Origin of the sequence: Paenalcaligenes hominis (genome assembly GCF_011927625.1) — a bacterium.
GTDB classification, from domain to species: Bacteria; Pseudomonadota; Gammaproteobacteria; order Burkholderiales; family Burkholderiaceae_B; genus Paenalcaligenes; species Paenalcaligenes hominis.
The window spans coordinates 46483-73350 of the sequence record NZ_JAATIZ010000003.1 but is presented as its reverse complement, the minus strand read 5'-3'; the positions used below and the strand labels follow the sequence as shown (position 1 = coordinate 73350).

28 protein-coding genes, 1 tRNA gene and 1 pseudogene are annotated in these 26868 nt (G+C 48.7%); 9 read left to right on the top strand and 21 right to left on the bottom strand.

Annotation, left to right across the window (positions count from 1 at the left end; all coding sequences use genetic code 11):
- Positions 1 to 54 precede the first annotated feature (54 nt).
- From GGR41_RS07500 to GGR41_RS07485, 4 genes are all read right to left on the bottom strand, one after another.
- A complete protein-coding gene (locus GGR41_RS07500) occupies positions 55 to 933 on the bottom strand; it encodes a CsgG/HfaB family protein (RefSeq protein ID WP_167661340.1) in 879 nt (292 codons plus the stop codon).
- Positions 930 to 1376: a curli assembly protein CsgF gene (locus tag GGR41_RS07495; RefSeq protein WP_167661339.1), complete on the bottom strand. Its 447-nt coding sequence runs from the start codon at positions 1374 to 1376 to the stop codon at positions 930 to 932. Before GGR41_RS07495 ends, GGR41_RS07500 begins: the two co-directional genes overlap by 4 nt.
- Positions 1377 to 1847 carry a curli production assembly/transport protein CsgE gene (locus GGR41_RS07490; protein WP_167661338.1) on the bottom strand — a complete coding sequence of 157 codons (471 nt, stop codon included), beginning with the start codon at positions 1845 to 1847 and terminating at the stop codon, positions 1377 to 1379.
- Positions 1848 to 2079: 232 nt separating this feature from the next.
- The gene (locus tag GGR41_RS07485; protein WP_167661337.1) at positions 2080 to 3402 is read right to left on the bottom strand and encodes a DEAD/DEAH box helicase; all 1323 of its coding nucleotides are present in this window, start codon (positions 3400 to 3402) and stop codon (positions 2080 to 2082) included.
- Between the two features lie 283 nt (positions 3403 to 3685).
- Here GGR41_RS07485 and GGR41_RS07480 point away from each other — a divergent pair, with 283 nt between their 5' ends.
- Genes GGR41_RS07480 through GGR41_RS07455 form a run of 6 tightly spaced genes read left to right on the top strand, consistent with a single transcriptional unit; the run spans position 3686 to position 9038 of the window.
- Positions 3686 to 4300 (top strand): LemA family protein, encoded by a 615-nt coding sequence (locus tag GGR41_RS07480; protein ID WP_167661336.1) that lies wholly within the window; start codon positions 3686 to 3688, stop codon positions 4298 to 4300.
- Between the two features lie 30 nt (positions 4301 to 4330).
- Positions 4331 to 5269 carry a TPM domain-containing protein gene (locus GGR41_RS07475; RefSeq protein WP_229711222.1) on the top strand — a complete coding sequence of 313 codons (939 nt, stop codon included), beginning with the start codon at positions 4331 to 4333 and terminating at the stop codon, positions 5267 to 5269.
- Positions 5270 to 5280: 11 nt separating this feature from the next.
- Positions 5281 to 5769: a TPM domain-containing protein gene (locus tag GGR41_RS07470; RefSeq protein WP_167661335.1), complete on the top strand. Its 489-nt coding sequence runs from the start codon at positions 5281 to 5283 to the stop codon at positions 5767 to 5769.
- A 6-nt stretch (positions 5770 to 5775) separates the two neighbouring features.
- Positions 5776 to 7179, top strand: coding sequence for a DUF2868 domain-containing protein (locus GGR41_RS07465; protein WP_167661334.1), 1404 nt, complete (start codon positions 5776 to 5778; stop codon positions 7177 to 7179).
- Positions 7169 to 8647: a DUF3482 domain-containing protein gene (locus tag GGR41_RS07460; protein ID WP_167661685.1), complete on the top strand. Its 1479-nt coding sequence runs from the start codon at positions 7169 to 7171 to the stop codon at positions 8645 to 8647. The genes GGR41_RS07465 and GGR41_RS07460 overlap by 11 nt, the downstream gene beginning before the upstream one ends.
- Before the next feature lie 43 nt (positions 8648 to 8690).
- Positions 8691 to 9038: a hypothetical protein gene (locus tag GGR41_RS07455; protein WP_167661333.1), complete on the top strand. Its 348-nt coding sequence runs from the start codon at positions 8691 to 8693 to the stop codon at positions 9036 to 9038.
- A 54-nt stretch (positions 9039 to 9092) separates the two neighbouring features.
- Here GGR41_RS07455 and GGR41_RS07450 read toward each other — a convergent pair whose 3' ends face one another.
- The 9 genes and pseudogenes from GGR41_RS07450 to tnpA all read right to left on the bottom strand — a co-directional run.
- The gene (locus GGR41_RS07450) at positions 9093 to 10646 is read right to left on the bottom strand and encodes a permease family protein (RefSeq protein ID WP_209279780.1); all 1554 of its coding nucleotides are present in this window, start codon (positions 10644 to 10646) and stop codon (positions 9093 to 9095) included.
- Positions 10647 to 10742: 96 nt separating this feature from the next.
- Complete coding sequence (locus tag GGR41_RS07445; protein ID WP_167661332.1) at positions 10743 to 11417, bottom strand: HAD family hydrolase; 675 nt, start codon at positions 11415 to 11417, stop codon at positions 10743 to 10745.
- Positions 11418 to 11463: 46 nt separating this feature from the next.
- Entirely contained in the window at positions 11464 to 11757 is a 294-nt protein-coding gene (locus GGR41_RS07440) for an FmdB family zinc ribbon protein (protein WP_167661331.1), read from the bottom strand.
- A 47-nt stretch (positions 11758 to 11804) separates the two neighbouring features.
- Positions 11805 to 13004 carry a formamidase gene (gene fmdA / locus GGR41_RS07435; RefSeq protein ID WP_167661330.1) on the bottom strand — a complete coding sequence of 400 codons (1200 nt, stop codon included), beginning with the start codon at positions 13002 to 13004 and terminating at the stop codon, positions 11805 to 11807.
- 107 nt (positions 13005 to 13111) lie between these two features.
- Positions 13112 to 13843 carry a 3'-5' exonuclease gene (locus tag GGR41_RS07430; RefSeq protein ID WP_167661329.1) on the bottom strand — a complete coding sequence of 244 codons (732 nt, stop codon included), beginning with the start codon at positions 13841 to 13843 and terminating at the stop codon, positions 13112 to 13114.
- Between the two features lie 2 nt (positions 13844 to 13845).
- Positions 13846 to 15783, bottom strand: coding sequence for a DUF294 nucleotidyltransferase-like domain-containing protein (locus GGR41_RS07425; RefSeq protein WP_167661328.1), 1938 nt, complete (start codon positions 15781 to 15783; stop codon positions 13846 to 13848).
- Between the two features lie 130 nt (positions 15784 to 15913).
- On the bottom strand, positions 15914 to 16747 hold the full coding sequence (locus GGR41_RS07420) for a pirin family protein (protein WP_167661327.1): 834 nt from the start codon (positions 16745 to 16747) through the stop codon (positions 15914 to 15916).
- Positions 16748 to 16904: 157 nt separating this feature from the next.
- On the bottom strand, positions 16905 to 17492 hold the full coding sequence (locus GGR41_RS07415; RefSeq protein WP_167661326.1) for a TetR/AcrR family transcriptional regulator: 588 nt from the start codon (positions 17490 to 17492) through the stop codon (positions 16905 to 16907).
- A gap of 158 nt (positions 17493 to 17650) precedes the next feature.
- Positions 17651 to 18097, bottom strand: a pseudogene (gene tnpA, locus GGR41_RS07410) (IS200/IS605 family transposase); the annotation flags it as partial.
- Positions 18098 to 18122: 25 nt separating this feature from the next.
- On the opposite strand from tnpA, the gene GGR41_RS13320 reads away from it, so the two are divergent.
- Both GGR41_RS13320 and GGR41_RS13315 read left to right on the top strand, forming a co-directional pair.
- Positions 18123 to 18569, top strand: a complete 447-nt coding sequence (locus GGR41_RS13320; protein ID WP_373868049.1) for a helix-turn-helix domain-containing protein — start codon at positions 18123 to 18125, stop codon at positions 18567 to 18569.
- A complete protein-coding gene (locus GGR41_RS13315) occupies positions 18499 to 18897 on the top strand; it encodes an RNA-guided endonuclease InsQ/TnpB family protein (protein WP_373868048.1) in 399 nt (132 codons plus the stop codon). Before GGR41_RS13320 ends, GGR41_RS13315 begins: the two co-directional genes overlap by 71 nt.
- 39 nt (positions 18898 to 18936) lie before the next feature.
- Here GGR41_RS13315 and GGR41_RS07400 read toward each other — a convergent pair whose 3' ends face one another.
- From GGR41_RS07400 to petA, 8 genes are all read right to left on the bottom strand, one after another.
- Complete coding sequence (locus GGR41_RS07400; RefSeq protein ID WP_167661325.1) at positions 18937 to 19689, bottom strand: sulfite exporter TauE/SafE family protein; 753 nt, start codon at positions 19687 to 19689, stop codon at positions 18937 to 18939.
- 80 nt (positions 19690 to 19769) lie between these two features.
- Positions 19770 to 19845: transfer RNA gene (locus GGR41_RS07395), tRNA-Thr, on the bottom strand.
- 127 nt (positions 19846 to 19972) lie between these two features.
- On the bottom strand, positions 19973 to 21976 hold the full coding sequence (locus GGR41_RS07390; RefSeq protein ID WP_167661684.1) for a BCCT family transporter: 2004 nt from the start codon (positions 21974 to 21976) through the stop codon (positions 19973 to 19975).
- A 187-nt stretch (positions 21977 to 22163) separates the two neighbouring features.
- Positions 22164 to 22586 carry a ClpXP protease specificity-enhancing factor gene (locus tag GGR41_RS07385; RefSeq protein WP_167661324.1) on the bottom strand — a complete coding sequence of 141 codons (423 nt, stop codon included), beginning with the start codon at positions 22584 to 22586 and terminating at the stop codon, positions 22164 to 22166.
- Position 22587: 1 nt separating this feature from the next.
- Entirely contained in the window at positions 22588 to 23196 is a 609-nt protein-coding gene (locus GGR41_RS07380; RefSeq protein ID WP_077734205.1) for a glutathione S-transferase N-terminal domain-containing protein, read from the bottom strand.
- A 110-nt stretch (positions 23197 to 23306) separates the two neighbouring features.
- Positions 23307 to 24155, bottom strand: a complete 849-nt coding sequence (locus tag GGR41_RS07375; RefSeq protein WP_167661323.1) for a cytochrome c1 — start codon at positions 24153 to 24155, stop codon at positions 23307 to 23309.
- Positions 24156 to 24175: 20 nt separating this feature from the next.
- A complete protein-coding gene (locus GGR41_RS07370) occupies positions 24176 to 25561 on the bottom strand; it encodes a cytochrome b (protein ID WP_167661322.1) in 1386 nt (461 codons plus the stop codon).
- 44 nt (positions 25562 to 25605) lie between these two features.
- A complete protein-coding gene (gene petA, locus GGR41_RS07365) occupies positions 25606 to 26253 on the bottom strand; it encodes a ubiquinol-cytochrome c reductase iron-sulfur subunit (RefSeq protein ID WP_167661321.1) in 648 nt (215 codons plus the stop codon).
- A 124-nt stretch (positions 26254 to 26377) separates the two neighbouring features.
- On the opposite strand from petA, the gene mscL reads away from it, so the two are divergent.
- The gene (mscL, locus tag GGR41_RS07360; protein ID WP_167661320.1) at positions 26378 to 26845 is read left to right on the top strand and encodes a large conductance mechanosensitive channel protein MscL; all 468 of its coding nucleotides are present in this window, start codon (positions 26378 to 26380) and stop codon (positions 26843 to 26845) included.
- The last annotated feature ends 23 nt before the right edge of the window (positions 26846 to 26868 follow it).

Here is a 26868-nt window from a genome sequence, read left to right as displayed (position 1 = left end):
TAAGATTAAGCGCACCATATGGTCTCCGTCATACGGTGCGTACTACATAAACAGTTAAATAGGTTGCAGCGGATAAACATCATCGTTTTTGAGGTAACGCTGGATCACATCGGAACTCCAATCTTTTTCTTGATTGAGCTGCCAATTCCCGTCTTTGAGCCCTTGAACGGTTAAATGAATCACCGCCGCTTCAATGGCTTCTTTCACACCAAGTTGGGCAGGCTCGTTACGCGTTAGTCCCGCTTCAATTTCAAGTAAATCTTTAAAGTTCACGAATTTGAAAACACTAGGCCGTACTTCGTAAGAAAAAATCGTTTTAGTGGTGGACACAGACTGTAAAATTTGTCCGGTGCGGATATCGGTGCTTCGTAAACTAATAGTGACTTGGTCCACACGGTATTGAGTCGAGAGTCCGATGCCTAAAAAGCGTGCACCGGCGCCCCCCGTGCGTACATTACTCTCATAAGAAATAATGCCTCCATCAATTAAAATTGAGGCTGGAGTAAGCGGAGGGATGTAAATAGCTGGGGCTTCATCAGGCTGAGAGCCATCTAACGCACGTACAATGCGCCGTTCAGTTAGCAGCTCTTGTAGGCTTTCGCGTTCTACAGGCGTATACCAACCTGAATCTTTCAGCGCTTTAATCAACATAGAGGTGGCCCCTTGGGTGACTAAGGTCGAGAAAGAGCTATCAGGCGAGGCTTTGTATTGGCCGGTCTGATCCCTAAACCCATAAACGGCAGCAATAATTTTGCCTCTGGGCGGTGGCATGCGAAGCAAGTCGTTAGTAGAAGGAGTAGGAGGGGTTAACTGAGCGGCGGTGTCCACTTCAACTGGCTCTTGGACAACAGCGCATCCAGCCAAAGAAAGTGCAAACAGGCATCCTACGAAACGTGCGAGAGAGGCGGTTTTTAGTTGGCTGAGGTAGGTCATTTTTTACTCACCTCAAAGACTGTCATCCCGCCAGAAATACGGTCAGTCGTAGTGATTTGCAATAACCCGGTGCCAGGGTCTGACACACTAATGGTGAAGTTTTGTGTTTCGATAGTACCCGGGATGAAATTACCAAATTCGTCCACGATCTTAGAGCTGGCCGAAGCAGCCAAACGAGAAATAATGGTGCGCTCAAGCGTTTCATTAAATTGATCAATGGCTGGTTTTTCATCAATGCCATAGCGATCCTTATCCATCTCAGGATCTTTATGTTTGTTGGTGGCTTGGGCAGAGTTTAAAAGAACAGCGCCATTTAATGGACTACCGCCAAAAGAAGGGTTAAGTGGGTAATAGATGAGCTCACTGCCTTGGCTAATGCCTACACAGAGCGTGCTCGCTATGGCAGCTACCAGCCCACTATATAGGTGTCTCTTTCGCTTCATTTACATCTCCTCCGGTCCTAAATCATCGCTACTAAAAAGGCTCTTTTCGAGCTCATTGTTTTCAATGTTTTCAAACACAATGGCAGCGGCTTGTTCGCTAATTTTTTTGGTTTGTGAACGAGCAGGAGGCAGAAAGGTTTTAAACATAATGACGCGATTGTGTTCTACCCAAACCTCGCTTCCCCAGCGCGCTGAAGGTCGTTCAAAAACAGATAGCGAATACTGACTCGCCGCATCATGGTGCTGCCACCACATAGAAAAATAGTGGTAGAACTCATGCCCTTGTACTGTGACAGTACGATTGACCAAGATGCCTTTTAACGGATCGTCAAAAAGGGATTGTGGGCCGGTAGGCAGTGGATTCTTTTCTGTTAGTGTCGGGGTGCTGCTGGAATCAGTCTGAGAAGGTGAGGCGGCATGGCTTGTGCCAAGCACAAAGCACAACGCTACAAAAAGAAACCGATCTCGCATAAGACGCCTCAATTGATTCAGTTGGATACTAAAGCAACACTTAGTCACTGAGATAATAGTGGCAATCGGCGGACGTCAATATAGGATAAATGGCGTGAATAGCTCCGCCTTTTTCCTTAGGTGATTGAAAAATAAGGGATAATTTAGGGAAAAGCCTTAGGCTTTTTAGCGGGCAGCCTAAAAAAAAGCCTCATCCGTGATGACGGATGAGGCGTAACCAAAATAAATGGTGTTATTCGATAGGCTGTAAATTTCTAGGCGCAGTGCTTGAGCTGCGTTTAGGCGCTGAACGATTGCCTGATCGAGATTTGCTTCTAGAGGACGTGCCGGCTGTGTTTGGGCGACGGTTACGCGAACGGGTGGCGTCGGCAGCAGGGTGGCTAGGCGCAACAGGTTCGGGCTCACTGGATGGGGTGAAACCCTCGATGGTAATAGGCGTAATAGGGCGTTTAATTAAACGTTCAATGGCTTTAAGCAGACGAGTTTCAGAGGTATCTACCAATGAAATAGCACGGCCTTCGCTGCCTGCACGACCTGTACGACCAATACGGTGCACGTAATCCTCAGCCACTTGGGGTAACTCAAAGTTAATCACATAGGGCAACTGGTCGATATCCAAACCACGTGCGGCGATGTCGGTAGCCACGAGCACAGCGACTTTGCCGTTTTTAAAACCAGCTAGGGCACGCGTACGGGCAGCTTGGCTTTTGTTGCCATGCAACGCCGCCGCGCTTAAACCGTCTTTGCTGAGTTTATCGGCTAAGCGGTTTGCACCGTGTTTAGTGCGGCAAAAGACTAAAACCTGATGCCAACCGCTTTGACGAATAATGTGGCTTACCAAATCACGTTTATGACGCTGTTCTGTTTGCACCATTTCTTGGGTGATGAGCTCAGAGGCAGTGTTACGTGGAGTGACAGAAATTTCAACGGGATCGCGCAGTGAGCTTTTAGCCAGTGCGCGAATTTCGTCAGAAAACGTTGCAGAGAAAAGTAAGCTTTGGCGCTGTTCAGGAACGAGTTTTAAAATGCGGCGAATGTCACGAATGAACCCCATATCAAGCATGCGGTCTGCTTCATCAAGCACAATGGTTTCGACACCGCTTAAATCAATGTTTTTTTGACCCACGTGGTCTAATAAGCGGCCAGGGGTTGCCACGACAATATCAATAGGCTTACGTAAAGCATTCGTTTGGGGGTTAATATTGACCCCACCAAATAACACCAATGAGCTGACCGCGGTGTGACGGCTATACAAACGTACGGATTCTTCGACTTGTGCAGCTAATTCACGCGTTGGCGTTAGAATTAAAGCGCGAGGACGACCCGCCGCTAATTTTTTTACGGGTTTGCTTAAAATTTGGTGCAAAATGGGAAGCGTAAAACCTGCTGTTTTACCGGTTCCTGTCTGCGCAGCAGCCAATACATCACCGCCCTGCAGCACATGCGGTATGGCTTGAGCTTGAATAGGAGTAGGAGTGGTATAACCGCTGTCTTTAATGGCACGCAATAAAGGTTCTGCCAATGCTAAAGAGGCAAAAGTAGTGTTGTTGTTCAAAGTATTTCCAGCGACTAGCCTATTACTAAAAAGGTAATACCAATCTAGGCTGACAGAATGAGGTTGATGGCGAAGATGCCAATGCAGGGTAAGACCTGCTAGAGAAACGTAATGATTGGTGTGTTACGCAAAAAACTATTATAGCGTTAAATAGCTAAGAGTTAGATAAAAACTCACATAATCTTAATAATTTTTGGCTTGATGAGCCTGTGTCAGGCGTTTAATCTAAACACTACTTTGATGATATGCGTCAGAAAGACGCCTGTTTTTATAGGAAGCGATTATGAAAACCTACTTACGTTGGCTGTGGTTAAGCATCACGGCGGTGCTGTTATCCGGTTGTGGTTATAACGACATACAACGCCTTGATGAGCAAGTAAAGGCGGCGTGGTCACAAACATTAAACCAATACGAGCGTCGTGCTGACCTCGTGCCAAAGCTAGTTAGCTCTGTCAATGCCTATATGATTAACGAGCGTACGGTACTGACAGATGTGACCGAGGCCAGAGCCAAAGTGGGTCAAATCAATTTGAAAGTGGACGATTTAGATAACCCCGAGTTAATGCGTCGTTTCTCTCAAGCGCAAGGTGAGCTGTCCTCTGCTTTATCGCGTTTAATGGCGGTGTCGGAAAATTATCCCCAACTAAAAAGCGATGGGCTAGTGCGTGACTTAATGACTCAGCTTGAGGGCACAGAAAACCGTATTGCTACCGAGCGCGGGCGTTTTGTTCAAGCCGTTCAAGAATACAACTTGTACATAAGACAGTTCCCAACGCTAATAACCGCTAAAATTTTTGGCTATAAAGTAAAGGAAAACTACGGGGTAGATCGCGAATCGGAAATCACTCGCAACCCAGAGGTACGGTTTGATTTACCTACAAGTCAACCTGCACAGTAACACGTACTTATCACAGGCATAGAGGGGCGTATGAGTCATTATCTACCAAGCAATCGTGCACAGCAGTTCATTAAACACAGCCTGTTTTTGTGGATGTTGGTGTGCTGTTTTTTTGTAAACAGTGTGGCCTGGGCTCAAACACCATCTATCCCTACCTTAGATAATTGGGTGGTAGATACCACAGGCACTTTCTCTGCTGCGGAAAAACAAGCCTTAACCCAACGCTTGCAACAGTTAGAGCAAACCAAGGGTGCGCAACTTTTTGTGTTAATGGTACCCACCACCGAGGGCGAAGCCATCGATCAGTACACGCGCCGTGTTTACGATGCGTGGCGTGTGGGGCGCAAAAAAGTCGATGACGGCATTTTATTGGTGGTCGCCAAAGACGATAGGCGTTTACGCATAGAGGTGGGGTATGGTCTAGAGGGCGCCGTCACTGACTTGCAAGCAGGCCGCATCATTCGTGAGTACATCACCCCCTATTTTGTACAAAATGATTATGTGGCGGGCATTAATGCAGGGGTAGACCAGCTCATTGCCTTGGTTCAAGGCGAGGATTTGCCCCCGCCTCCTACCCAAGACGGCATCTGGGACGACGAGGACTCACCCCCACTGTTTGTGTTGTTTCCCTTAGTGTTATTTGCATGGGTATTACCTCCTTTAGCAGCGGCACTAATTACGGGAATTTTTACCTTCTTTGCGTTTGGCAGTGTATTAATTTCATTGGTTTGTGTGATGGCCGCTGTTATGTTGTCCTTAGTGGGTAAATTTATGGGGCCACGTTCTCGAGGGAACTCGGGCCGTGCGTCCAGACGTGGGGCAACCTTAGGAGGCTTAGGCGGCGGCTTGGGTGGCTTTGGGGGCGGTCGCGGTGGTGGTGGCTTCGGCGGTGGTGGTTTTGGTGGTGGCGGCTTTGGTGGCGGCGGCGGTGGTAGCAGTGGTGGCGGCGGCGCTTCTGGTGGTTGGTAAAAGGATAAACGATGAAAACTACCTTCAAAAAAATCACGGGTTATTCTGCCCTAGAGGGGCAATGGCTACGTCGGCGTCATTTTGACGAAGAGGTCCTAGCACATGTGGCAGAACGCATTAAAAATAGCGAGGCCAGTCACACCGGCGAACTAATTTTAGCCATTGAGGCCGTGATGCCAAGTCACGAGCCTAATGCCCATTTACGTGCACTAGAGGTATATGGGCGATTACGTGTATGGGATACCCCCTTAAATAGTGGGGTATTACTCTACATTGCGTTAGATCAGCGTGCGATTGAAATTATTGCCGACCGCGGCATTAGTGCTAGCAACGCCGCCTGGCATCAAGTCTGTAGCGCTTTAGAACGCCGCTTTGCCCAAGGTGACTATATAGAAGGCTTACTTGCTGCCGTTGATGAGATAGAGCTGATTTTAAAAACCCACGCGCCCCTAGGAGATACGGACCAAAATGTATTACCCAACGAGCCCGTGATAATGTAAGTAACTATGTGGAAAAAAACATCGGATTTAGTGCCGTATTGGCTGTTAGAGGCTGTGCGCTTAAAAGAAAGCCAATGGGGCCCTATTGAGGATGCAGTCGAGGTACGGCGCGTTATTGCGGCTGGCGGTAGCCTCGAAGACCGGATGCTGCTGCGTGCACAGCTATTAAGTGAGCGCGAACAATGGCCGCAAAAACAGCAGCACCTTTGGCGCTTTATGCGTTGGTGCCTCTGGTTTGTGTTTGCCCTTTTTATGGTGCTTGGGGCTGGCGCCGCATTTGGTGCATTCAATGCAGTAGATGGGCGCGTCAATGTGCTCTGGGCTATGGTGACACTGTTAGCCTTACCCACTTTTAGTTTGGTGGTGTGGTTAGTTGCTTTGCTTTTTAGCACACGATCAGAACAGCGCGCAGGCATAGGGGTCAGTCAATTGTGGCTTTGGCTGAGCCAGCGTATTGTCAAAGGCCCAGACCAGGCACTACTTTTTAATGCCTATTTAAATGTATTAACCAAACAGCGTTTAGCACAATGGTTATTAAGCGTAATCAACCACACCGCTTGGGTGTTAGGTTTATTGACCATGTTGTCGACGGTGTTGGTGCTGCTCGCCGCAAAGCGTTATAGCTTTAACTGGGAAACCACACTTCTAAGCGCCGATAGTTTTGTTTTAGTGGTACAGGCTTTAGGTTGGCTGCCTAGTTGGTTGGGCTTTAGTACACCCAGCCCCGAGATGATTCGTTTAAGCGATGGCTTACAGGTTGTGCCTAGTGCCGTACAGGTGCAGTGGTCCAGTTGGCTAGTGGGGTGTGTGGTGGCATATGGTGTACTGCCTCGTCTAGTCGCTCTGGGGGTCTGTTATGGGTACTTAAGCAAAAACCTGCGGCAGGTGCGTGTGCATACGGATCAAGTCGGCTTGATAGAGTTACGCCCACGCTTATTGCCTGTGGCTGAATATGTAGGGGTTGATGCCGTGGCGGGGGCGGATCAGGTGGCGCTTGCCCCCGAGCCCATCCAACGCCCTGCTCTAACAGCTAAAACACAGGTTATAGGTATAGAGCTGCCCTCTGATCAACCTTGGCCACCCTTTGAGTTGCCTAGTGGTTGGGAGGATGCGGGTTTGGTTGATAGCCGTGAACAACGCGCCCAGTTGCTAACCCAGTTAACGCATCATCACTATGCCCATGTGGTGTTATGTGTCGATGCCGCCCAAACCCCTGACCGAGGGGTGATGGCATGGTTAGCCGAGCTCGCCAGTTATAGCGACTTTGCCTCTGTGTATTTAATCAATGCAAACCAAGGCCCTGATCGATTAGACGCTTGGCGCACCCGTTTACAAAAAGCAGATTTTGAATCGGTGTACACAGACATAAACACGTTGTTCTTTGAGTTACACAATCACCATGAATCCTGAGTTTGCTCCGCTTCGACTCGCTGTAGTCGGTCATACGAATACGGGTAAAACCTCGCTACTACGTACTCTCACACGTGATACGCATTTTGGTGAGGTACGTAATAGCCCTGGCACCACACGTCATGTGGAAGGGGTGCGCTTACGATTGTCTTCCAATGAGCTGATCGAGCTTTTTGACACGCCTGGCATGGAAGACAGCATGGCGTTGTTTGATTATCTACAGCGATTAGCCTTAGAGCACGACGGCATGGATCCGCCGCAGTATATCGAGCGTTTTTTGCAAGCTCCCGAAGCCCAAGAGCGTTTTGAGCAAGAAGCCCGTGTTTTGCGTCAGCTTCTGCACAGCGACGTAGCGTTGTATGTGGTTGATGTGCGTGATCCGGTTTTAGCTAAACATAAAGATGAGCTGAAAATTTTAGTGATGGCGGGTAAGCCCATTTTGCCGGTACTGAACTTTACTCGTAGTCCCGACCAACGCATTGATGAGTGGCGGGCGGCTTTAGCGGCCTTAGGCCTACATGCTTTGGCAGAGTTTGATACCGTAGCCCCCGCATTAAACGGCGAAGCACAGTTGTATGAAAAGCTCGCTCTTTTAGTGCCCGCACGTCACAGTCAGCAATTGCATAGCCTAAGTGCGGATGTAGAGCAGCAACGTCAACAACGACTCAAAGACGCGTGGCGTCTTTTAGCTGAGCTTCTCATCGATGTAACGGCGCTACGTCTAGTCAGCCCATCACAACGTGAGCTCTTAGAACAAAATGTTCGTGCCCTTCATGAAACAATCCGTTTGCGGGAAGAGGCCTGTGTGAAGTCATTATTGCGTCGCTTTAATTTCACCACGCGTGATTACCTACCCAGTGATATTGCTCTTGAGGGCTGCCGTTGGGAAACAGATCTTTTTCACCCAGAGGTCATGAAAGAGCTCGGCATCCAAGTCGGTAAAGGGGTGGCTGCTGGCGCTATGGCGGGTGCTACCTTTGATTTACTCACTGCTGGGCTAAGCCTAGGCACAGGCACGTTAATTGGGGCCGCAGCAGGTGGGTTATGGCAAGGGGTAGACAAATGGGGGCAACGACTAATTAACAAATGGCGTGGCGAGTCTGAATTAACGGTAGACGATAGTGTCATACGCGTTTTGGCCTTGCGTGAAACGGCCCTTATTAATGCCTTAGCCCAACGCGGTCACGCAGCGCAAACACCCATTGCTATCTCTCGGGCACAGACCTCTTTACACGCTACAGAACAAAAAAACGCTACGCCCATTAATTGGCGTTCTGGCGAGCTTCCCGAAGTCCTAACTCAAGCACGGGCTTTTCCCGAATGGTCGGCGCTGCATCATAAACACGTAGCGAGCGCTCGCCGCGAGCTGGCTGTTGATGAGTTAGCCGCGCTGCTTGAGCAGCAAGCGTCGTCGGAGTCGGCGCACTCGGTTAGCATGCCCTCAACCCATGAGGGTAGTGGGGTATAAACACGTAAACGTTAGTCTATGATGTATTTCATTCTTTTTTCTCATGTACGAATCTAAACAAGAAGCCCCTATCAGCACGAAAGCCTTTATGATGCGTTGCTTTTGGCATATCGCTGCCGCATTTTTAATTAGCTTTATTACTATTGTAATTGGGGCCTTAGGGCATATGTATTTTGAAAGCATTCACTTTCACGATGCACTGCTGAATAGCTCAATGATTATGGGGGGTATGGGCACAGCGTTTCACCCTGAAAGCTACGGCGGCAAGTTGTTTTTTGCTTTTTATGGGTTGTTTGTGGGGGTGCTGTTTGCTGCCCTTATCGGCGTAGTGGCTGCACCACTCATTCATCGGATCGTGCACAAGATGCATTTAGATGATGAAACCGATTAGTGGTGACTCAAGCCATCACAAAAAACGCCCCTAGTAGGGCGTTTTTATTAGCTATTAATCTTTACGAGGCGAACTTTGAGGGTGGTCATCATCGTCACTGCGTAAACTAAAGAGAGCAGGGGGGGCCGGCAAGATGGTGGGTTTAACTACCGTAAAGTAAAGGAAAAACACACCAAGAATAATGTAGCCTAGCGTGAAGTCAGGCGCGGCATTCCACCCTAGGTGCGGAGCATGAATTAAGCCGATAAAAGACAAGAAAGCGGTAATAAAACTGAACACAGCGGCACGACGGAAGTTGTGATCAATAATGCAGACCGTCATGGCTCCAATCATCATGGCCGTAAACATAGCGCCTTGGCCTAAAGGCACAATGCCTGAAGAAATGCCTTCTACGACCTCACTGGCTTTATTGCCAAAACGAGTCATCAAGTAGTTACCAAAATAAGGCAACATCGCTAGTGCCACCGCGGGATAATAGCGTTTGGCGTTGGCTTGATAGGCCGTTGCCACCATGGAAATACCCACAAAAACCAAAATCGGGGACACCACGGCCACAGGAATAATGGCAGCCAACGCAGCAATTAACCCACAGGTAGTGGCTAAAAGGTAAACCACGCCGTTAGCAATACTGTAACCTCGGCCAGCATTCATCCACTTGGAGCTTGCTGAGGCAATATAGACGGTAGTGGGGAACAGGCCACCAAACAAAGCACCCAAAGCCGTACCGATGCCGTCTACAGCCTGACACTCACGTACATCATACTCATCACCCAACACTTTCATGGTTTCCACGTTATTCATGGTCTCGATGGCGTTGTAAAGAGTGATAGGCAAGACCACGGTAAGCACGCCCACCATACTGGTAAAGAGTAAACCCATACCTTCAAAGGCAGCCATGGTAAACATGGGTGGGTAAAAGCCAAGGTGCTCTAAACCTTCGTGAATATTATTGGGGTCGGCCTGACGTAAGGTATAGGCGAGTACGGTACCAATCAAAATGGCAAAAAAGGTGGGGGATAGGCGAAAAGGCATAACAACACGACCGATAATGCCCACGATAATAATGCCTAATACCACTAGCCCTAAAAGAGGCATTTCGAACGTCTTAAAGAGCATTTCACCACCAATAAAGGTCATGGCGACCCCTGCCACAGCCCCTAACATAGCTGCGCGTGGTAAATTTCGTTGCATCCAACGGCCGGTTAACGATACCAGCACTTCAATGATGCCGCTTAGAAAACAAGCGCCAGCGGCGATTTTCCAAGCCAGGTCTGCATCGCCCGTAATGGTTTTTGCTGGTAGCAATACGCCAAATAAAAACACGAACATAACGGGGGTGCTAATCCCATATGACAACGCTGTGACATCCGTACGTTGTTCTCGTTGCGCTAAACGCTTAGCCATGTAAGCGTAGTAAAAGTTACCTGTCATGACCGCGACAGCTGCACCCGGCAAGACTTTACCAAAGACGATGTCTTGGCTAAAGCCCATGCCAAGCATAGCCAGCGCAATAATAATGAAATTAGCAATGTTGTTTTGGAATAATGCAAAAAAAGCATCAATGTCTTCACGCTTAAACCACGGATAGTGGACGGACCCCTGACTCATTTCTGACCTGTTTAATAGTAAAAAAGCCCACGCCACTGATATGAGCGTGAGCTAGTTAAAATGCCTAAGCATCAAAGTGCAGATTTTAAACGCTATTTAGGGGTTACTGCTAGTGTGGTGCTGCAATATGTCTGGTAATAGCCGCATGTCCCTAAAATAATGCTGAGCGCCAGCCTCGAGAAGGGGAGTGGGGTTTTCATCGTCTGGGCAATAAGCAAATACGGTGGCACCGCTACTGATGCCAGCAGTGATGCCTGTGACGCTGTCTTCGATAATCGCGCATTGATTGGGTTCTACGCCTAAAGACTGCGCTGTAGCCATATACACATCGGGATAAGGTTTATTGCGTAGGACTTGAGTGCCGCTAAAAATATGCCCATCAAAAAAGTCCGTTAAGCCCACTTTATCAAGTTGAAGAATAATTTTGTTTTTTTCTGCTGCGGAAACACAAGCGACGTGTAATGGCCACTGTTTACGTATGGCTTTTAAGCAATCATAAATACCTGGGGTAGCGACTACGTGCTGGCGTAAGGCTTGGTTGCGACGCAAGATAAAGGCTTGTTGCCACTCGTGATCGATTTTGATGTTGAGATGGTTTTCTATGAGTTGAATTTCTTCTTTGGTGGATTTACCTAAAAAAAGGCGTTTGCATTCACTGGGGCTAAGCTGCCACCCTAAATCGCCCACCATTTTGCGTAAGATTTCCAAACTAATCGGCTCGCTATCAACCAACACACCATCGCAATCAAACAGTACGGCAGCAAAAGACATAGGCGCTCCTTTATTTATTTGGGATTAATTATAAAGGAGTCGGAAGCTAGGCGGTGGCGCAAACTGAACAGGACGGACCTTTGCAGTTATGTAGTACAGAGCTACGTATGCCTGATTGCATGCCAGGCCCCTGAGCTTGGGTGCCAGCAAGTTGTTGTTGAGGGGTTAACGCACGCATAAGGCTGTCTTTAAATTGTAGACTACGAGGCGCCGTAATTTGTAGCTGGAGCTGACCGTTGGTGCAATGCGGGCATGAGCTGGGCTCGTGTCGTTGTGCCATTGGTAAAAAACGGCTGCTAGTTTCAAAACAAGATGAACAAAAATAATCGTAAATGGGCATGAAACAGCTTAGGCCTGCTTATTAGGCAGGCCTGAGGGAGAAAGAAGTTAGCTTAGTGTGCAGCGCACCCCAGGACGACCATAGTGGGCCGCCTCGTTCAATGCCCCTTGGGGCAAGATATTCGTATCAAAAATGCCAGTAGGCAAAGCCAGCGAAGCAGAGGCGTTTGGTAAGTCAACCACCCCACCGTAACGCCCTTCTACGGGGGCTGCGGTAAGCAGCATGTAGGCTTGGCTAGCATTGAGTTCAGTGACACGAGTAATGTAATCAATCGTCGCTAGGCAGGCTTGCTTGTAAGCCACCGTAGCATCTAAATAATGGTTTACATCATTTTCTACGCTAATGCCTGTGAAGGTTAGCCACTGGTCATAGCGCACATCGTGACGGCCTGGCACGTAGATAGGTGAAGTAATACCGTATTTAGCCATTCCCCCTTTGATGAGGTCAAAGCCTAAATGCGCTGCACCGTCCATTTCAATAGCACCGCAGAATGAAATTTCGCCATCCCCCTGTGAGAAGTGCAGATCGCCTAAAGAAAGGCCTGCACCTTTAACATACACAGGGAAATAAATACGCGTGCCTACCGTGAGATTTTTAATATCAAGGTTACCGCCGTGTTCACGTGGCGGTACGGTGCGTGCAGCCTCTGAGGCCATACGGTCAAAGTCGGCACCTGATACACCACGTAGGACGGCAGTGTCTTTGTGTGGAGGGTTGGCTTGGCCTTTTTTTACCAATACGTCTTCGCGTCGGTTCCATTCCCGCAGCAGCTCGTGAGAGGGGAGCGTGCCAATTAGCCCTGGGTGCAACATAGCACCAATGCGCACGCCTGGAATATGGCGTGAAGTGGCGTATTTACCCTTGAGATTCCAGATGGCTTTGTCGGCTTCGGGAAAATGATCTACTAAAAAAGAACCCCCATTGTTTTTGGCAAATACGCCAGAAAAACCAATGGGGGTAACATAATTAATATCGAGCAAATCAACAACGAGAATGTCTCCGGGCTCGGCGCCTTCGACGTGTACAGGACCTGTAAGGGGGTGAGCTCGTGTTAAGTCGACATCGCGCACATCGTTGGCGCTATCGTTGTCTTTAATTTGTGCATCTAAAAAATCTAGACATTCGAGAATAATTTCTTCGCCTGGTTTCACGCTAGTGAGCTCGGGAATATCGGGATGCCAGCGATTGTGTCCGATTTCTGCTTGTTCAGCTAAGGCTTTGCCAGGGGAGATTTTAATGTGTTGCATGTCCTTTTCCTTGTAATTCATTTATTGGCTATGAACTTTTGCTACAGACTGCTTCTTTATGGTAGCGTGGATAAAAGGATTAGCTAGGGGATGTAAACCCTAAGTGATTAGCTCAAAAAACGTTGGATCTGTCGTTGTTGCAAGCACGCATTTTGTAGTTCTCCCCATGTTTTAAAGCCCAGTTGTTGGGCTTTATTTATCAATATCATAAGGAGCTCAGCGGTGGCTAAGGCATCGGCAGCCGCATTGTGGCGCGCTAAGATAGGCAAATTAAACACCTGTAGCCAGTCGTCCAAGTTGCTGTGGCTGGTGGCGAGCTCGGGAAACAGCAAGGGCGCTAAATACGCTATATCAATGGGTTGTGGGTCAATAATAAGCCCTAAATGCTGTAACACCGCATTTTTTAGCATACGTCGATCAAACTCTGCATGAAAGGCGAGCCAGATGTGATTTTGGCTGTAGTGAAAAAAATCAAATAGCGCTTGACGTGGATCACAACCTTTGTCTAAGTCTTTCTGGGTTAAACCATGAATCAATTGGCTTTCGCCCTGTAAATCGACCTGTATGTCTAACACTTGATAAAAACTGTTGCCCAGCGCAATACCTTGTTCCGTTAAGCGCACAGCCCCAATGGAAATGACGGTATCGGTGCGCGTGTCTAATCCGGTCGTTTCTAAATCAAAGACCATCGCGGGGTGCCCAAGGGGCTGATCGGCAGGAATAAGCGGCGCGGCTTGATTCAAGACTTGTTGCGCATAGCGATCAGGGTGAAAGCCAGTGCGTTGTGATTGAAAGGCGGTGTAATACCGCTTGAGGAATTGCCACCAAGAGCAGTGCATCACTACAGCCTATAACGATAAGTAAGAAACGCTTGTAGATAGCGTAGCTGACGTAGCGCTTCCCGTAGCATCCGACTATGCAGTTGGTTTAAGTCATCCAAAGCTAAGGTGTTTGTTAGCGGTTGTTGATGAGCCTCTTGGCGTTGATGCAATTGTAGGCGTAGTAATTGCAGGTATCTGTAGGCATCAGACCAGACTTCGGCGTCTTTAGCGCTGATAATTCCTTTTTCAGCCAAACGCTCTAAACGCAGCAGGGTGGAGGCCTCGGAGATGTGCGCGGATAAGGCGAGCACCCGAGCTGCATCCACAAATGGCGACAAGCCATGCCGCTTTAACTCAAGGTGGGTATCGGTGCTGGCACCTACAGTGCGAGCCAGCCAACGGCGTAGTTGGCTGGGTGCCGAAGGGTAATTTAAGGCAGCTTTGGCTAAGCGACGTAAAAAACGGGCGTCTTTTTTTGTTTTGGCTAAAAGCTGCTGATGAAATAACTCGAAGCCTAGATCGGGCCCCCATACACGGCGCAGGTCAAAAAACACCGAGGCTTGCAACAAATGCTTAGGGTCAGGGTGGGTAAGAAGACTGTCAAAGCGCTCCTGCCACTCGTCTAAGGACAAACAAAGTTTGGGGTTGCTGGCCATGACATTGCCTTTACACAGACTAAGACCGCATTGGTCTAGGGCCTGATTAATGTCGGCGGCTAGAGGCAATAATGTCTGACGGTGTTGTTCGGCTTGGTCGGGAGTATCGGCTAAAAACAGTATGCCATTGTCTTGATCCGTGCTTAACGCTTGTTCTCCGCGCGCCTCGCTACCAAAAACTAGCCAATTAAACTCAAGCGCTGGGTTGCCATGCTGGCGCAGAACTAATTCAATAATGCGTGAGGTGGTGTGATCGTTAAGCTGAGTGATCACCTGGGTAATTTGGTCAGCGTCGGCACCATGAGCCAACATGCTATCCACTAAATGGTGAATATCAGTGCGGATTTGTTGTAAGGCGCGTATAGAGGGTGCCTGACGTAATGAACGGGCTAAATGCACTAAATCAACACGTTGTAATGAAAATAAATCTCGCTCCGACACAACACCTATCAGCTTTTTGTTCTCGACCACACAAAGATGACCAATATGGTGCTGCGCCATTAACAAGGCAGCGTCAAAGGCGCTAGCACTGGGGGGAAGGGTTAAGGGCTCTGCCACCATCAAATCGCCAATGGGCGCAAATAGGTTGTCTGGGTCGGCTGCCAAGACGCGACGTAAGTCTCGTAAGGTAAAAATGCCAAGCGGTGCTTGGTCAGCATCCACAATCACCATGCTGCCAATTTGATGTTGTTGCATGCTTTGTAGGACTTCGTGCAGGCTTTGATCGGCATAACAGCTAATGGGCTGATGCACAATTAACGAGTGCAACGCATCGTGAATAGAATAATCAGCGCCTAAATGGGCCGAAGCACGCTCTTGAGCTTGTTGCTGTAGTTCAGAAAGCAGGCTACTAAACCCCCGTATCGCATAGGAGCGTAAGGGCTCAGAAATACGTAGCAATTTCACAAAGTCAGCCGCATTTAATACCAAGCAGAAACAGTCTTCATGGGCGGTATAGGTCGTACGTGTTGAGCGTTGACTTAGAATGGCCGCGATTGGAAAGCTGTCTCCAACGGTAAGTAAAAAGCGTTCCGTGTTATCTGGATAACGGGTGTTGGGCCGTTCCCCTCGGACTAAGCCTTGCCGAATCAGAAACCAGTATTGTTCTGCCTCGTTGTTCGCGTCGGTAATGGTCGTGCCTTTACGATAAAACCGTAGCCAAGCATGTTCTACCAAATGCAGTAAATGACGTGTTTCCATTTGGTTAAAAGGCGGGTACTGCTGCAAAAAATGCAAAATAGCAGGGCCGTTTTGTTGTAGTGCGGCTTGGGCGGTAGGGCTAGGGGCGTTGGGGTCAATCATAGGCGACAACAGTATCAGTACAAGAAGATCAATTCACCTAGTTAGCCTAACAGGAAAGAGAAAGAGTTCAATGTGTAACCAAAAATCAACCCTGCCAAGCACTGGGTCGGTTTTATGGAGCAAGCCGAAGTTAACGAGTCAGCGTACCTGCTCTGAAGTCGTGTAATGCTTGCTGGATTTGCTCATTGGTGTTCATGACAAATGGCCCGTATTGCACAATGGGCTCGTTAAGGGGCTGACCCGCTACCAGCAACACTTTTGCGTCCTGGGATGCGTGTAACTGCACGTGGTCTCCGTCATTAGCTAAAATGACCAAGTGGTGAGGGGTTAACTCCTGACCATTGAGTGTGACCGTGCCTTCGTAAACCACCAAAAAAGCATTATGAGTAACGGGAACAGGATGAGAAAACGGGGCATGAGCAGGTAGGTGCAGGTCGAGCACTAAAGGCTGCGTAATGGGACGCGTAACCGCACCGTTTGTGTCTTGGCTTTGTCCGGCTAACACAATCACTTCTACACCGTGTTCAGTGCTGTAGCTAGGCAAATCGTCGCGCTGAAAGTCGCGATACCACGGGTCATCCATTTTATGGGCCGCAGGTAAATTAACCCAAAGCTGAAAACCCGCCATAACGCCGTTTTCTTGTTGAGGGATTTCCGAGTGGATCACACCACGCGCTGCACTCATCCATTGCATGCCCCCATCCTCAAGCAGCCCTTCGTTACCGCTGCTGTCTTGATGCAGCATACGACCTTTGAGCATATAGGTCATGGTTTCAAAACCGCGGTGAGGGTGATTAGGGAACCCGGCAATATAATCATTGGGATTATCGCTGCCAAAGGCATCAAGCATTAAAAAAGGGTCTAAACGCTGTTGCAATGTGTGTTGCAACAACCGAGTGAGCTTAACGCCGGCTCCATCCGATGTGGCTTGCCCAGGGATACTGTGTTCTACGGAGCGATTCATAGTGCAACCTCTTGAGTTAAAGACCTAATGCTTTCAGTTTAAGGGATTGCGCAGACTTTGATTAGAGGGGCTGAAAGCAAAATATTGTTGCTTTTAATGCAACAATTCGGGTTTTCATTCACGGTTCAACCGTACCCAGACACATCGCACACCCAGCCTATTCGCTAACCAAAAGCGGCAGAAAAATGTCATCAATCCATGCCCGTTGCAGTGCTTTTGGAGGGGCTTCGTTGTGGATTAAAATGTAGTGACCGATCAGGTCACTCAGCAAGGTTTCCAGCGGTGGGGTGATTTTATGGTGTGCAATGTCGCCACGATCGGCAGCGCGCTGCAAAATGTGCTTAAGATTATCACAGCGATCAGCGCTAAGTGCGTCGCGCAACATAGAGGGCGAAGGGTAGGTTTCCCTGAACTTTGAGTCGGACAACAACGAAAAGATAATCGTAATAACAGGAGCCAATTCGCAAACGCGATTTAGGTAGTCTTCTAGCTCGGGACGTAATGCATTGAAATTAGGAAGCGTATATGGACGCTGTTCAATTTGAGCACGTACTGCGGCGGCAACCAAAGCGGCTTTGGTGTCCCAACGCCTTGCTAATACGGATCGACTGGTAGCGGCTTCAGTCGCCACCGACTCCATAGTTAACCCAGCATAACCCGAGCGCAATAGCTCTTGCCACGTGGCCTCAAGAATAGCGGCCTCTAGGTGCTGGTCTCGACGACGGGTTTTAGGGGTAGTGGTCATAAACGGTAAAGCATAAACAGGAATTAAGAAGTCCTATTATGACACTGAGCCCCTATAAAAATACAGGCCAACCCGCTGACTTATCAAATCGCGCGGAAAACCCCGCGGTTCAGGGCGGAGATGAATAGCGCGGACGCGCTAGCGTCTTCGTATCCGCTTGGCGTCTGTTGTTGCTTAATGTATTGTCGGACGATCTCGATAGGCGCACCGCCCCAGCTTCCGGCAAAGTAGCTCGGCGACCAGAGGGCGCCACCCCATAGTTTGTTGTGAAGGCTCGGATACGTCTTTTCGCGAATCATCCGGCTTGATACGCCTTTCAAACTATTTACCCGTGCCGACACGGCGACCTGGGGGGGATAGTTGACCAACAAGTGAACATGGTCGTCCTCACCGTCGAACTCTACCAATTCTGCCTCAAAGTCCGAACAGACGCCCGCAAAGAGGTCACGCAAGTCGTCAAGAATTTCTTTGGTGAACACACCACGGCGGTACTTTGTCACAAAGACCAAGTGAGCGTGCATGTTAAAAACACAGTGTCTACCGCGTCTAATGCCGTTGTTTTTCTCCCTAGGCCACGTATCATTGTTAGTATGAAACGACGTCAAGCCCAACGGTGCTCAGCGACGCGATATGCGCCGCTTTGCCGGTGCGTGTCGTTTCGTGTTCAATAGGGCGTTGGCATGGCAAAAAGACCGTTATGCCGCCGACAGCACGACGAAATTCAGCTATACCGTTCTGGCTAATTTCCTGCCCGTTTGGAAGAAGGATAAGGAAACCGAATGGCTGAAACACTCACCAAGCCAGTGCTTGCAACAAACGCTTAAAGACCTCGAGCGTGCCTACAAAAACTTCTTTGAAAAGCATGCGGCTTTTCCCCGCTTCAAGAAAAAAGGCCAGTCAGACCGTTTCCGCTACCCGCAAGGCTGCAAACTCGATCAGGAAAACAGTCGTATCTTTCTGCCGAAACCACGCGATGGTGTGTATCGAGGATTTAAAGGTAAGCCACATGAGCCAGTCGGCAGCAGGCACCACCGAGCAACCGGGGCGAAACGTTCGGGCCAAGTCCGGTCTGAATAAAACCATCTTGGATCAAGGCTGGTTCGAGTTCCGCCGTCAGCTAGACTACAAAATGGCGTGGGCAGAGGGGTGGCTTGTCGCTGTGCCTCCGCACTACACCAGCCAGACCTGCCCTGAATGTGGGCATTGCAGCAAAGCAAATCGCCTTACGCAAGCGCAGTTCCGATGTGTTGAGTGTGGTGTCGAGGAAAACGCCGATGAGGTTGGTGCGATCAATGTATTAAGGGCGGGACACGCCCAGTTCGCCTGTGAAGTGAGCGGTGCAGTCATGCCGCCAGCAGCAGGAACCCACCGAAGCGACTCTGGGACGGCTCAACGCCTCCCTTGAGCGCCGTAGGAATCCCCGGCCTTTAAGCGGGGGAGGATGTCAACAGAAAAGCAGCTGAGGAATGGCCGAGCTAAGGAGCGCTAGGCCAGAACCAATAAGCAAGCTAAGCACCACCTTTCTAAAAACAGCATCGCTAATGTATTTGTAAATTCGCGTGCCTAATAGAGTAGGAATCAACATCGCAGGTAAAACGATGGCTAACAGCGGCAAGACCGAGGCGGTGACCAAGCCGGTAGCTAAATACGTCACCATGGTAACGCTGAGAATAGCCAAGTTAAAATTTTGAATAACAGCACGCTGAGTATGGCGGTCGTACCCCCGCACATAACACCATAAGGTAGGAATAGCTCCAGCAAAGCCGCCTAAACCGCTCATGACCCCACCTAAAATGCCAATAAACCCGTTGACTAGGGGGTAAGTGGGCTTGGGGGTGGGAATGGTTTTGGAAAAAAGCATAATTGGACACCATAGTATTAATAGCGCGCCAATAAAAACTTTAAACCAGTTGCTGTCTAATAACGGTAATACCCACACACCTAAAGGAATGCCACACAACCCACCCACTACAAAAGGAGCCAGTAACGAAGGATTAAATTCCCGACGTACAGAAAAGACGGCTAACACTTGCCCGGTTAACGCGCCAAATACGGCCAAAACCGCTGCAATTTTCGGGTCTACAGCCCAAGCCCAAAAAGACATGGCCACCATGCTAAACGCAAAGCCGGATAGCCCTTGGACAAAACCAGCAATAACAGCGCCAGCAATAATGAGTGTGATAGTACTGAGATCCATAATGCTTTGAAATGCGCGTGGTTACGATGGGTTAGAAAAACAAAACGCCAACCCCGAAGGATTGGCGTTTTGTTTGTATCTGGTGCCGGCTAAAGGAGTTGAACCCTCGACCTTCGCATTACAAGTGCGCTGCTCTACCAACTGAGCTAAGCCGGCTAAAAAAGATATTATAAAGGCGGATTTTTAAAAAAGCAACTTTTAATCTATCAGGTTAGCTAAAGGAGAAAGACCTCACTTTTTAGTGAGGCCTGTAGTCTATGCTTTTTTAACAAAGCCAGAATATTTATTCGCTGGTTAGAGGGTCAGTGTCGTGGACCATGTGAAGGAAGTGACGATGACGCTCGTACTGATCAAGAATATCGTTGATCACTTCGTCCTCGGCCCAACCCATAATATCGTAGTCTTGACCGCCTTCGGCTAAATGGACCTCGGCGCGGTAATAGATCTGGTTTTCAGGGCGCTTAGCATCCGCCGGAGTAAGCGTAGGCCGAGATTCTGCAATAGGTCGCACCGTATATTGAAAGTCTTGGTATTCGCCATGATGCGCCACACATAGCGACCACCCTTCGGCATCGCCCGCATCGGAAAGCTGTTGTTGAACTTGGACATCAAAACCAGCTTTACTCAGTTCCTCGCTGACGGCTTTCATGGCAGGCGCAGCCGTAAGGTTAATAAAGCGCACCACTTGGTCCTGTTGCGGCATAACAATTAAGTTGCGTAAACGTTTTTGCCACGGCTGACCAGGCACCCCTGTTTGCGTGCGTGCCACCGTTTGGTAGCGGATTTGGCGTTTGGTGGCATCGGTGCGCAAGGCTTTAAACAAGCCAAAAATAGACAGCAACAAAATAATGGAAAAAGGAAAAGCGGTAGCAATAGTGGCGGTTTGCAGCGCTTGCAAGCCATCAGCTAAGAGCAGGGCAATGGCTACTAAACCTGTGAGAGCTGACCAGAAAATACGTTGCCAAACGGGTGAAGGCATGTTTTCCTTTGAGGCTAATAGGTCGATGACCAACGCCCCTGAGTCAGCCGAGGTGACAAAGAAAACAATGACCATCATCAACGCCAGAATAGAGGTAATGCTAGTCAGCGGCATTTCCTCTAGGAAGACAAAAAGGGCTTGCGAGGTATCGGCTTGTACGACGACACCAAAGTCGGTCAGGCCTTCAACCAAAATATAATAAATAGCGGTATCGCCAAAAACGGTCATCCAAAGCAATGTGAAACCAGCCGGAACGAGTAGGACACCTGAAACAAATTGACGGATGGTACGGCCCCGAGAAATACGAGCAATAAACAAACCGACAAAGGGTGACCAGGCAAGCCACCACCCCCAATAAAATAACGTCCAACCGCCGATCCAGTCGTTGGGCTCGTAAGCATATAGGTTAAAAGTGGAGGTGATTAGATCGGATAAATAGGAGCCCGTGTTTTGCACAAAGGTCTGGAGCAAAAAGACGGTTGGCCCTAAGATAAGTACGAAAAGTAATAACAAAAACGCAAAGCCCAGGTTGAGCTCTGAGAGGATTTTAATGCCCCGATCTAAACCACTTGCTACGGAAACCGTGGCTAAACCACAGGCAATAATAATAAGGGTAATCTGGCTGTAGATGGTAAAGGGGAAATCAAATAAGTAGCTAAGACCACTATTGATTTGCGCCACACCAAAACCCAATGAAGTAGCAACCCCGAACACCGTACCAAGAACCGCAAAGGTATCCACTGCTTGACCGGGCTTGCCATGAATATGGTCGCCGATTAGAGGGTAAAGCGCGGAGCTTAGCTTTAGGGGCAAGCCATGTCGATACGAGAAGAAAGCTAAAATTAGCCCCACAATGGCATAAATAGACCACGCATGTAGGCCCCAATGAAAGAACGTGATGCTCATGGCATTACGTGCCGCCTCTATGGTGCCTCCATCGCCCACCGGAGGGCTGAGAAAATGCATAACCGGCTCTGCCACGCCAAAGAACATGAGCCCAATGCCCATGCCCGTAGAGAACAACATGGCAAACCAGGTCATGTCTTTAAAATCGGGGGCAGAGTGGTCAGGACCTAGCTTAATATCACCATAACGGCTAATCGCTAAAAAGATTGTAGACAGCAAAATAATGGCGACGGTCAGTATATAAAACCAACTGACATTGCCGAGTATCCAGTTTTGGGTATTTTCGAATAGCTGCTGAGTGAAACTAGGAGCAAAAATAGCAAGACCCACGAGCAAAAAAATCAGCAGAGCCGCTGAGTAAAAGACGGGGGGGTTAAGACTGGTTTGCTTGAATATTTTCACAATAAACCCGATCAGTAGTTTGACTTTATGCTGTGCTGCGGTGGCAGAAGTCGTAGTGTGGACAATAAGCGATAGCAACGCGGCGCTTTTTTCATTTAAGAAGCTAAAAGTACGGGTTTTAGTTTCTTAGTTTAAATATAGCGACCAAAAAGCAAAATGCCAACCCAAAGGGATTGGCATTTTTTCATTATTTAACGATACGTAGATGACCTCGATCTGGGGCGGGCCCTTTGGGATCGGGGTCATCGTGAGGCGGTTCTGTTGGCGCGCCCTCGTCGGTATACGGTGCGGATGGGCTTATTTCAAACCCCATTCCAGCCCCTGTTTCGCGTGCAAAAATAGCGGAAACGGCTGCTACCGGAACAAAGATGTCTTCGGTCACCCCGTTAAAACGGGCTTGGAATTCGATGTAATCGTTGCCTAGTATGAGCTGGTTAGTAGCAAGTAGCCCGATGTTTAAAGTGATTTGACCTTCTTGAACATGGGCTAGAGGCACCACCGTATTTTCATCGACTTGAACCACGATATGTGGGGTGTAACCGTTATCGGTACACCAGTCGTGCAAGGCGCGTAGCAAATAGGGTTTGGTAGAGGTTTCGTTAGCTGACATATTAACGACGCATTACTTTTTCAGAAGGGGTTAAGGCTTCGATAAAGGCAGGGCGTGAGAACACACGCTCACCGTATTTTTGAATCGGTGCAGCAGATTTAGGCAATTCAATACCGTAGTGGTCTAAGCGCCAAAGTAACGGAGCAATAGCCACATCTAACATAGAGAATTCTTCGCCGAGCATGTATTTGTTTTTAGTGAGGATAGGAGCAAGTTGTGCCAACCCGTCACGAATTTTTTGACGCGCTTGTTCTTGGGCTTTGGGGTCAGTTTCGTTGCGGTCTTCAAGTAAAGACACTTGGGTAAACAGCTCGCGCTCAAAATTAAACAAAAATAAACGGGTACGAGCACGCATCGTGGGATCAGCAGGCATTAGCTGCGGATGAGGGAAGCGCTCATCGATGTATTCATTGATGATATTGGATTCGTACAAAATGAGTTCACGCTCGACCAGAATAGGTACCTGGCCGTACGGGTTCATGACCGAAATATCTTCAGGTTTGTTGTACAAGTCGATATCGCGAACCTCGAAGTCCATGCCTTTCTCGAACAACACAAAACGACAGCGTTGTGAAAAGGGACAAGTAGTTCCAGAGTAGAGCACCATCATAGTATGGATTCCAGTCGTGAAAAAAAAGCAAAAAAGCCGAGGGCTTTAAACAGAAAGGCGGCCTGCCTTGTAGAAAGGCAGGCGCGCGTAACGAATAGCAAGCAAAGCGTTTATTTGATGTCTTTCCAGTATTCTTTGTTCAGACGCCATGCGACGAAGAAGAACAAGAAAAGAAATACCATGACACCAGCACCAATTTGTTTGCGTAGTGTTTGTACCGGTTCAGCCATCCAAGCAAGAAAGTTGCTAAGGTCAGCGACATCATTATCAAACTGAGCCTGACGATCGGGATCAACAGGGGTCACCACCACAGTTTCAGAGTCATCGCCGTTGTAATTGGTTAAGACTTCGGAGCTTTGGGTATGAAAACCAAACTGATCAATATCAGTGACGGTGCGCACCCATTGTTCCTTGCCATCTACATTGGTCAAACCGACTTTTGTACGTTGTGCCGTAACGGGGCCTTGGAGTTCCCACATGGCATGAGGCATACCTACGCTTGGGAAAACGACGTTATCCCAACCTGTAGGACGGGCTGCGTCACGGTAGAAAGTACGTAAATAGCTGTAAATGTAATCGGTACCGCTAGGGCCTAAGTTAACCGATTTTGCGCGAGCAATAACGGAGAGATCAGGAGGCGTGGTACCAAACCACTTGCTACTGTCTGCTGGACGCATAGCAATAGACATGGTGTCACCGACTTTGTCCGTAGTGAAAAGCAAGTTTTTCTTGATTTCTTCTTCGGTTAGACCGATTTCGGTGAGCTTGTTGTAACGCATAGCATTGGCGCTATGGCAGTTTAAACAGTAGTTAACAAATAGCTTAGCGCCATTTTGTAAGGCGGGCAAATCATTGATGCGATTAGGGGCGCGTTCGATTGCTCCGTCGGCAGCGTGAGCTACGCTGCCTAGACTAAGAGCTAATGCCAGAGCGCCAAGGATTTTTTTAATCATGGTCATTCCGTGTTGTTAAAACGTCCTTAGTGGGCGCGGAAAGTTACGCGCTCGGGAACTGGCTTGAAGGTACCTAGACGGCTCCAGACAGGCATCAGGAAGAAGAAAGCAAGGTAAATAACCGTGCCAACCTGACTGAGCAAGTTGTAGAGATCGCTAGGTGGTTGTGTACCTAAATAGCCCAACATCAAGAAGTTCACGATAAAAATCGCATACAGAACTTTATGCCACGTCGGACGATAGCGGATGGATTTCACTGGGCTGTGATCTAACCAGGGTAGGAAGAAAAGAATCACAACCGTACCGCCCATAGCCACTACACCCCAGAACTTCGCGTCGAACACTTTAAGTGCAATAGCGACAGCAATCAGGATTGCGGGCACGATAATGCGCATCTTTCCAGGTAGGCCTTTGATGAGGAACACAATGGCAGCCAGCACTGAAGCACCCGCTAGAAGCCATGTAAAGTCATCGGTGGTGGCACGGAGCATGGAGTAAAACGGAGTGAAATACCACACTGGCGCAATGTGCGGTGGGGTCTTCATGGAGTCAGCAGGAATAAAGTTGTTGAACTCGAGGAAATACCCGCCCATTTCTGGGGCAAAAAACAAAATGGCGGCAAAGACAATCATGAACCCTGCCACCCCAACGATATCGTGCACGGAGTAGTAAGGGTGGAAAGGAATGCCATCTAATGGGCGACCTTTTGCGTCTTTTGGGCCTTGTTTAATTTCAACGCCGTCTGGGTTGTTAGAGCCGACTTCGTGCAGAGCGATTAAGTGGGCAACTACTAAGCCAATTAACACCAATGGAATAGCAACCACGTGCAATGCAAAGAAGCGGTTTAGAGTGGCATCTGACACCACGTAATCACCACGAATCCAAATGGCCAGCTCTGGACCAACAAAGGGAATGGCAGCAAACAAGTTAACAATAACCTGAGCACCCCAGTAAGACATTTGACCCCAAGGCAAGAGATAGCCTAGGAAGGCTTCGGCCATAAGACAGAGGAAAATAGCTACCCCGAAAATCCAGACGAGTTCGCGTGGTTTGCGGTAAGAGCCATAAAACAACCCACGTAGCATGTGTAAATACACCACCACGAAGAACATGGACGCACCGGTTGAGTGCATGTAGCGGATAAACCAGCCCCCAGGTACCTCGCGCATGATGTATTCGACCGAAGCAAAAGCAAGCTCTGCATCCGGTTTGTAGTTCATTACGAGGAAAATCCCAGAAACAATCTGAATAACCAACACCAGCATGGCAAGTGAACCGAAGAAATACCAAAAGTTGAAATTCTTCGGGGCGTAGTATTCAGACATGTGCTCTTTGTAGAGTTTCGTAAGCGGGAAGCGCTTATCGACCCATCCTAAGAGACCTGTTGTTTCAACAGTTTTGTCGTCAGCCATGAAACGGCTCCTTTAATCTTATATTTAATGAGACTGTAATGACCTTAAGCCTTGTTGTTTTCATCTACACCGATAATGACACGCGTGCCATCGGCGGAGAACTCGTAAGGCGGAATTTCAAGGTTATCGGGAGCAGGCTTGTTGCTGAAGACACGACCTGCAAGATCGAAGGTAGAACCATGGCAGGGGCAGAGGAAGCCTCCGTTCCAGCTGGATGGTAACCCGGGCTGGGCACCGTTCTCGAGACGAGGGGTAGGTGAACAACCTAAATGCGTACAAATGCCGATACATACGAAGATTTCAGGACGACGTGAGCGGTATTCGTTTTGGGCATACTCAGGCGTGAAGCCAGGGCGGTTTGAATTAGGATCAGCGAGCTCACTGTCATTTGAGGCTAAAGCGGCCAATTGACTTTCGGTACGGTGTAGAATCCAAATTGGATTGCCACGCCATTCGACAGTACGCATTTCGCCGGGCGCGAGAGTGGAAATATCTACCTCTACTGGAGCACCCGCAGCACGGGCTTTAGCCGAAGGGGCAAACGAGCCCACAAAAGGGACAGCGGTAGCCACACCGGCGACACCACCGACCGCACAGGCGGTAGTGACCCAAAAACGGCGCGCAGGGTCGGACGGGAGAATGGCGTTTTCTTCCGCTCCGTTGTCATTGGGCTGTGTCGTAATCTGACTCATTCTAGTATCCTTATTCCTGCCCAAGTTGGGCTTAGCACAAATTATGGACTTGGTCTGGGTATAGTTATTGCAACCATCTATTATAGCGTTTGCAAATTTTCTGTGATGTCATTAAGAGGCTTATATGAGTAAAACCACTAGTTTTTTTAAAGAGTTCCGCGAATTTGCCGTGAAAGGCAACATGATCGACCTAGCAGTAGGGGTGATCATTGGCGGCGCATTCGGAAAAATTATTGATTCGCTAGTCCGAGATGTAATCATGCCAGTTATTAGCTTTATACTCGGTGGCGAAGTTGATTTTGCCAATAAATTTACCGTTTTACGCGTGCCCGAAGGCTACACGGGCGCATACACCTTAGAGGAGCTTAATGCTGCAGGAGCCGTCGTATTAGCATGGGGCAACTTTTTGACCATATTTATCAACTTCATGTTGTTGGCTTTTGTGGTCTTTGTGATGGTTAAGATGATTAACCGTATGCGCCAGGCTGTTCATCACGAAGAAGCTACTGCACCTGCCAAGCCCGCCCCTACGCCCGAAGACGTGGTGTTGTTGCGTGAAATCCGCGATGCTTTAAAAAACAAGAATGCTTAATGAGTGAATCGCGCTAATTGTAC

Coding starts and splice junctions, on each gene's coding strand:
- GGR41_RS07500 (WP_167661340.1), bottom strand. CDS start 933: ATGACCTACCTCAGCCAACTAAAAACCGCCTCTCTCGCACGTTTCGTA.
- GGR41_RS07495 (WP_167661339.1), bottom strand. CDS start 1,376: ATGAAGCGAAAGAGACACCTATATAGTGGGCTGGTAGCTGCCATAGCG.
- GGR41_RS07490 (WP_167661338.1), bottom strand. CDS start 1,847: ATGCGAGATCGGTTTCTTTTTGTAGCGTTGTGCTTTGTGCTTGGCACA.
- GGR41_RS07480 (WP_167661336.1), top strand. CDS start 3,686: ATGAAAACCTACTTACGTTGGCTGTGGTTAAGCATCACGGCGGTGCTG.
- GGR41_RS07475 (WP_229711222.1), top strand. CDS start 4,331: ATGAGTCATTATCTACCAAGCAATCGTGCACAGCAGTTCATTAAACAC.
- GGR41_RS07470 (WP_167661335.1), top strand. CDS start 5,281: ATGAAAACTACCTTCAAAAAAATCACGGGTTATTCTGCCCTAGAGGGG.
- GGR41_RS07465 (WP_167661334.1), top strand. CDS start 5,776: ATGTGGAAAAAAACATCGGATTTAGTGCCGTATTGGCTGTTAGAGGCT.
- GGR41_RS07460 (WP_167661685.1), top strand. CDS start 7,169: ATGAATCCTGAGTTTGCTCCGCTTCGACTCGCTGTAGTCGGTCATACG.
- GGR41_RS07455 (WP_167661333.1), top strand. CDS start 8,691: ATGTACGAATCTAAACAAGAAGCCCCTATCAGCACGAAAGCCTTTATG.
- GGR41_RS07450 (WP_209279780.1), bottom strand. CDS start 10,646: ATGAGTCAGGGGTCCGTCCACTATCCGTGGTTTAAGCGTGAAGACATT.
- GGR41_RS07445 (WP_167661332.1), bottom strand. CDS start 11,417: ATGTCTTTTGCTGCCGTACTGTTTGATTGCGATGGTGTGTTGGTTGAT.
- GGR41_RS07440 (WP_167661331.1), bottom strand. CDS start 11,757: ATGCCCATTTACGATTATTTTTGTTCATCTTGTTTTGAAACTAGCAGC.
- fmdA (WP_167661330.1), bottom strand. CDS start 13,004: ATGCAACACATTAAAATCTCCCCTGGCAAAGCCTTAGCTGAACAAGCA.
- GGR41_RS07430 (WP_167661329.1), bottom strand. CDS start 13,843: ATGCACTGCTCTTGGTGGCAATTCCTCAAGCGGTATTACACCGCCTTT.
- GGR41_RS07425 (WP_167661328.1), bottom strand. CDS start 15,783: ATGATTGACCCCAACGCCCCTAGCCCTACCGCCCAAGCCGCACTACAA.
- GGR41_RS07420 (WP_167661327.1), bottom strand. CDS start 16,747: ATGAATCGCTCCGTAGAACACAGTATCCCTGGGCAAGCCACATCGGAT.
- GGR41_RS07415 (WP_167661326.1), bottom strand. CDS start 17,492: ATGACCACTACCCCTAAAACCCGTCGTCGAGACCAGCACCTAGAGGCC.
- GGR41_RS13320 (WP_373868049.1), top strand. CDS start 18,123: ATGCGCCGCTTTGCCGGTGCGTGTCGTTTCGTGTTCAATAGGGCGTTG.
- GGR41_RS13315 (WP_373868048.1), top strand. CDS start 18,499: ATGAGCCAGTCGGCAGCAGGCACCACCGAGCAACCGGGGCGAAACGTT.
- GGR41_RS07400 (WP_167661325.1), bottom strand. CDS start 19,689: ATGGATCTCAGTACTATCACACTCATTATTGCTGGCGCTGTTATTGCT.
- GGR41_RS07385 (WP_167661324.1), bottom strand. CDS start 22,586: ATGTCAGCTAACGAAACCTCTACCAAACCCTATTTGCTACGCGCCTTG.
- GGR41_RS07380 (WP_077734205.1), bottom strand. CDS start 23,196: ATGATGGTGCTCTACTCTGGAACTACTTGTCCCTTTTCACAACGCTGT.
- GGR41_RS07375 (WP_167661323.1), bottom strand. CDS start 24,155: ATGACCATGATTAAAAAAATCCTTGGCGCTCTGGCATTAGCTCTTAGT.
- GGR41_RS07370 (WP_167661322.1), bottom strand. CDS start 25,561: ATGGCTGACGACAAAACTGTTGAAACAACAGGTCTCTTAGGATGGGTC.
- petA (WP_167661321.1), bottom strand. CDS start 26,253: ATGAGTCAGATTACGACACAGCCCAATGACAACGGAGCGGAAGAAAAC.
- mscL (WP_167661320.1), top strand. CDS start 26,378: ATGAGTAAAACCACTAGTTTTTTTAAAGAGTTCCGCGAATTTGCCGTG.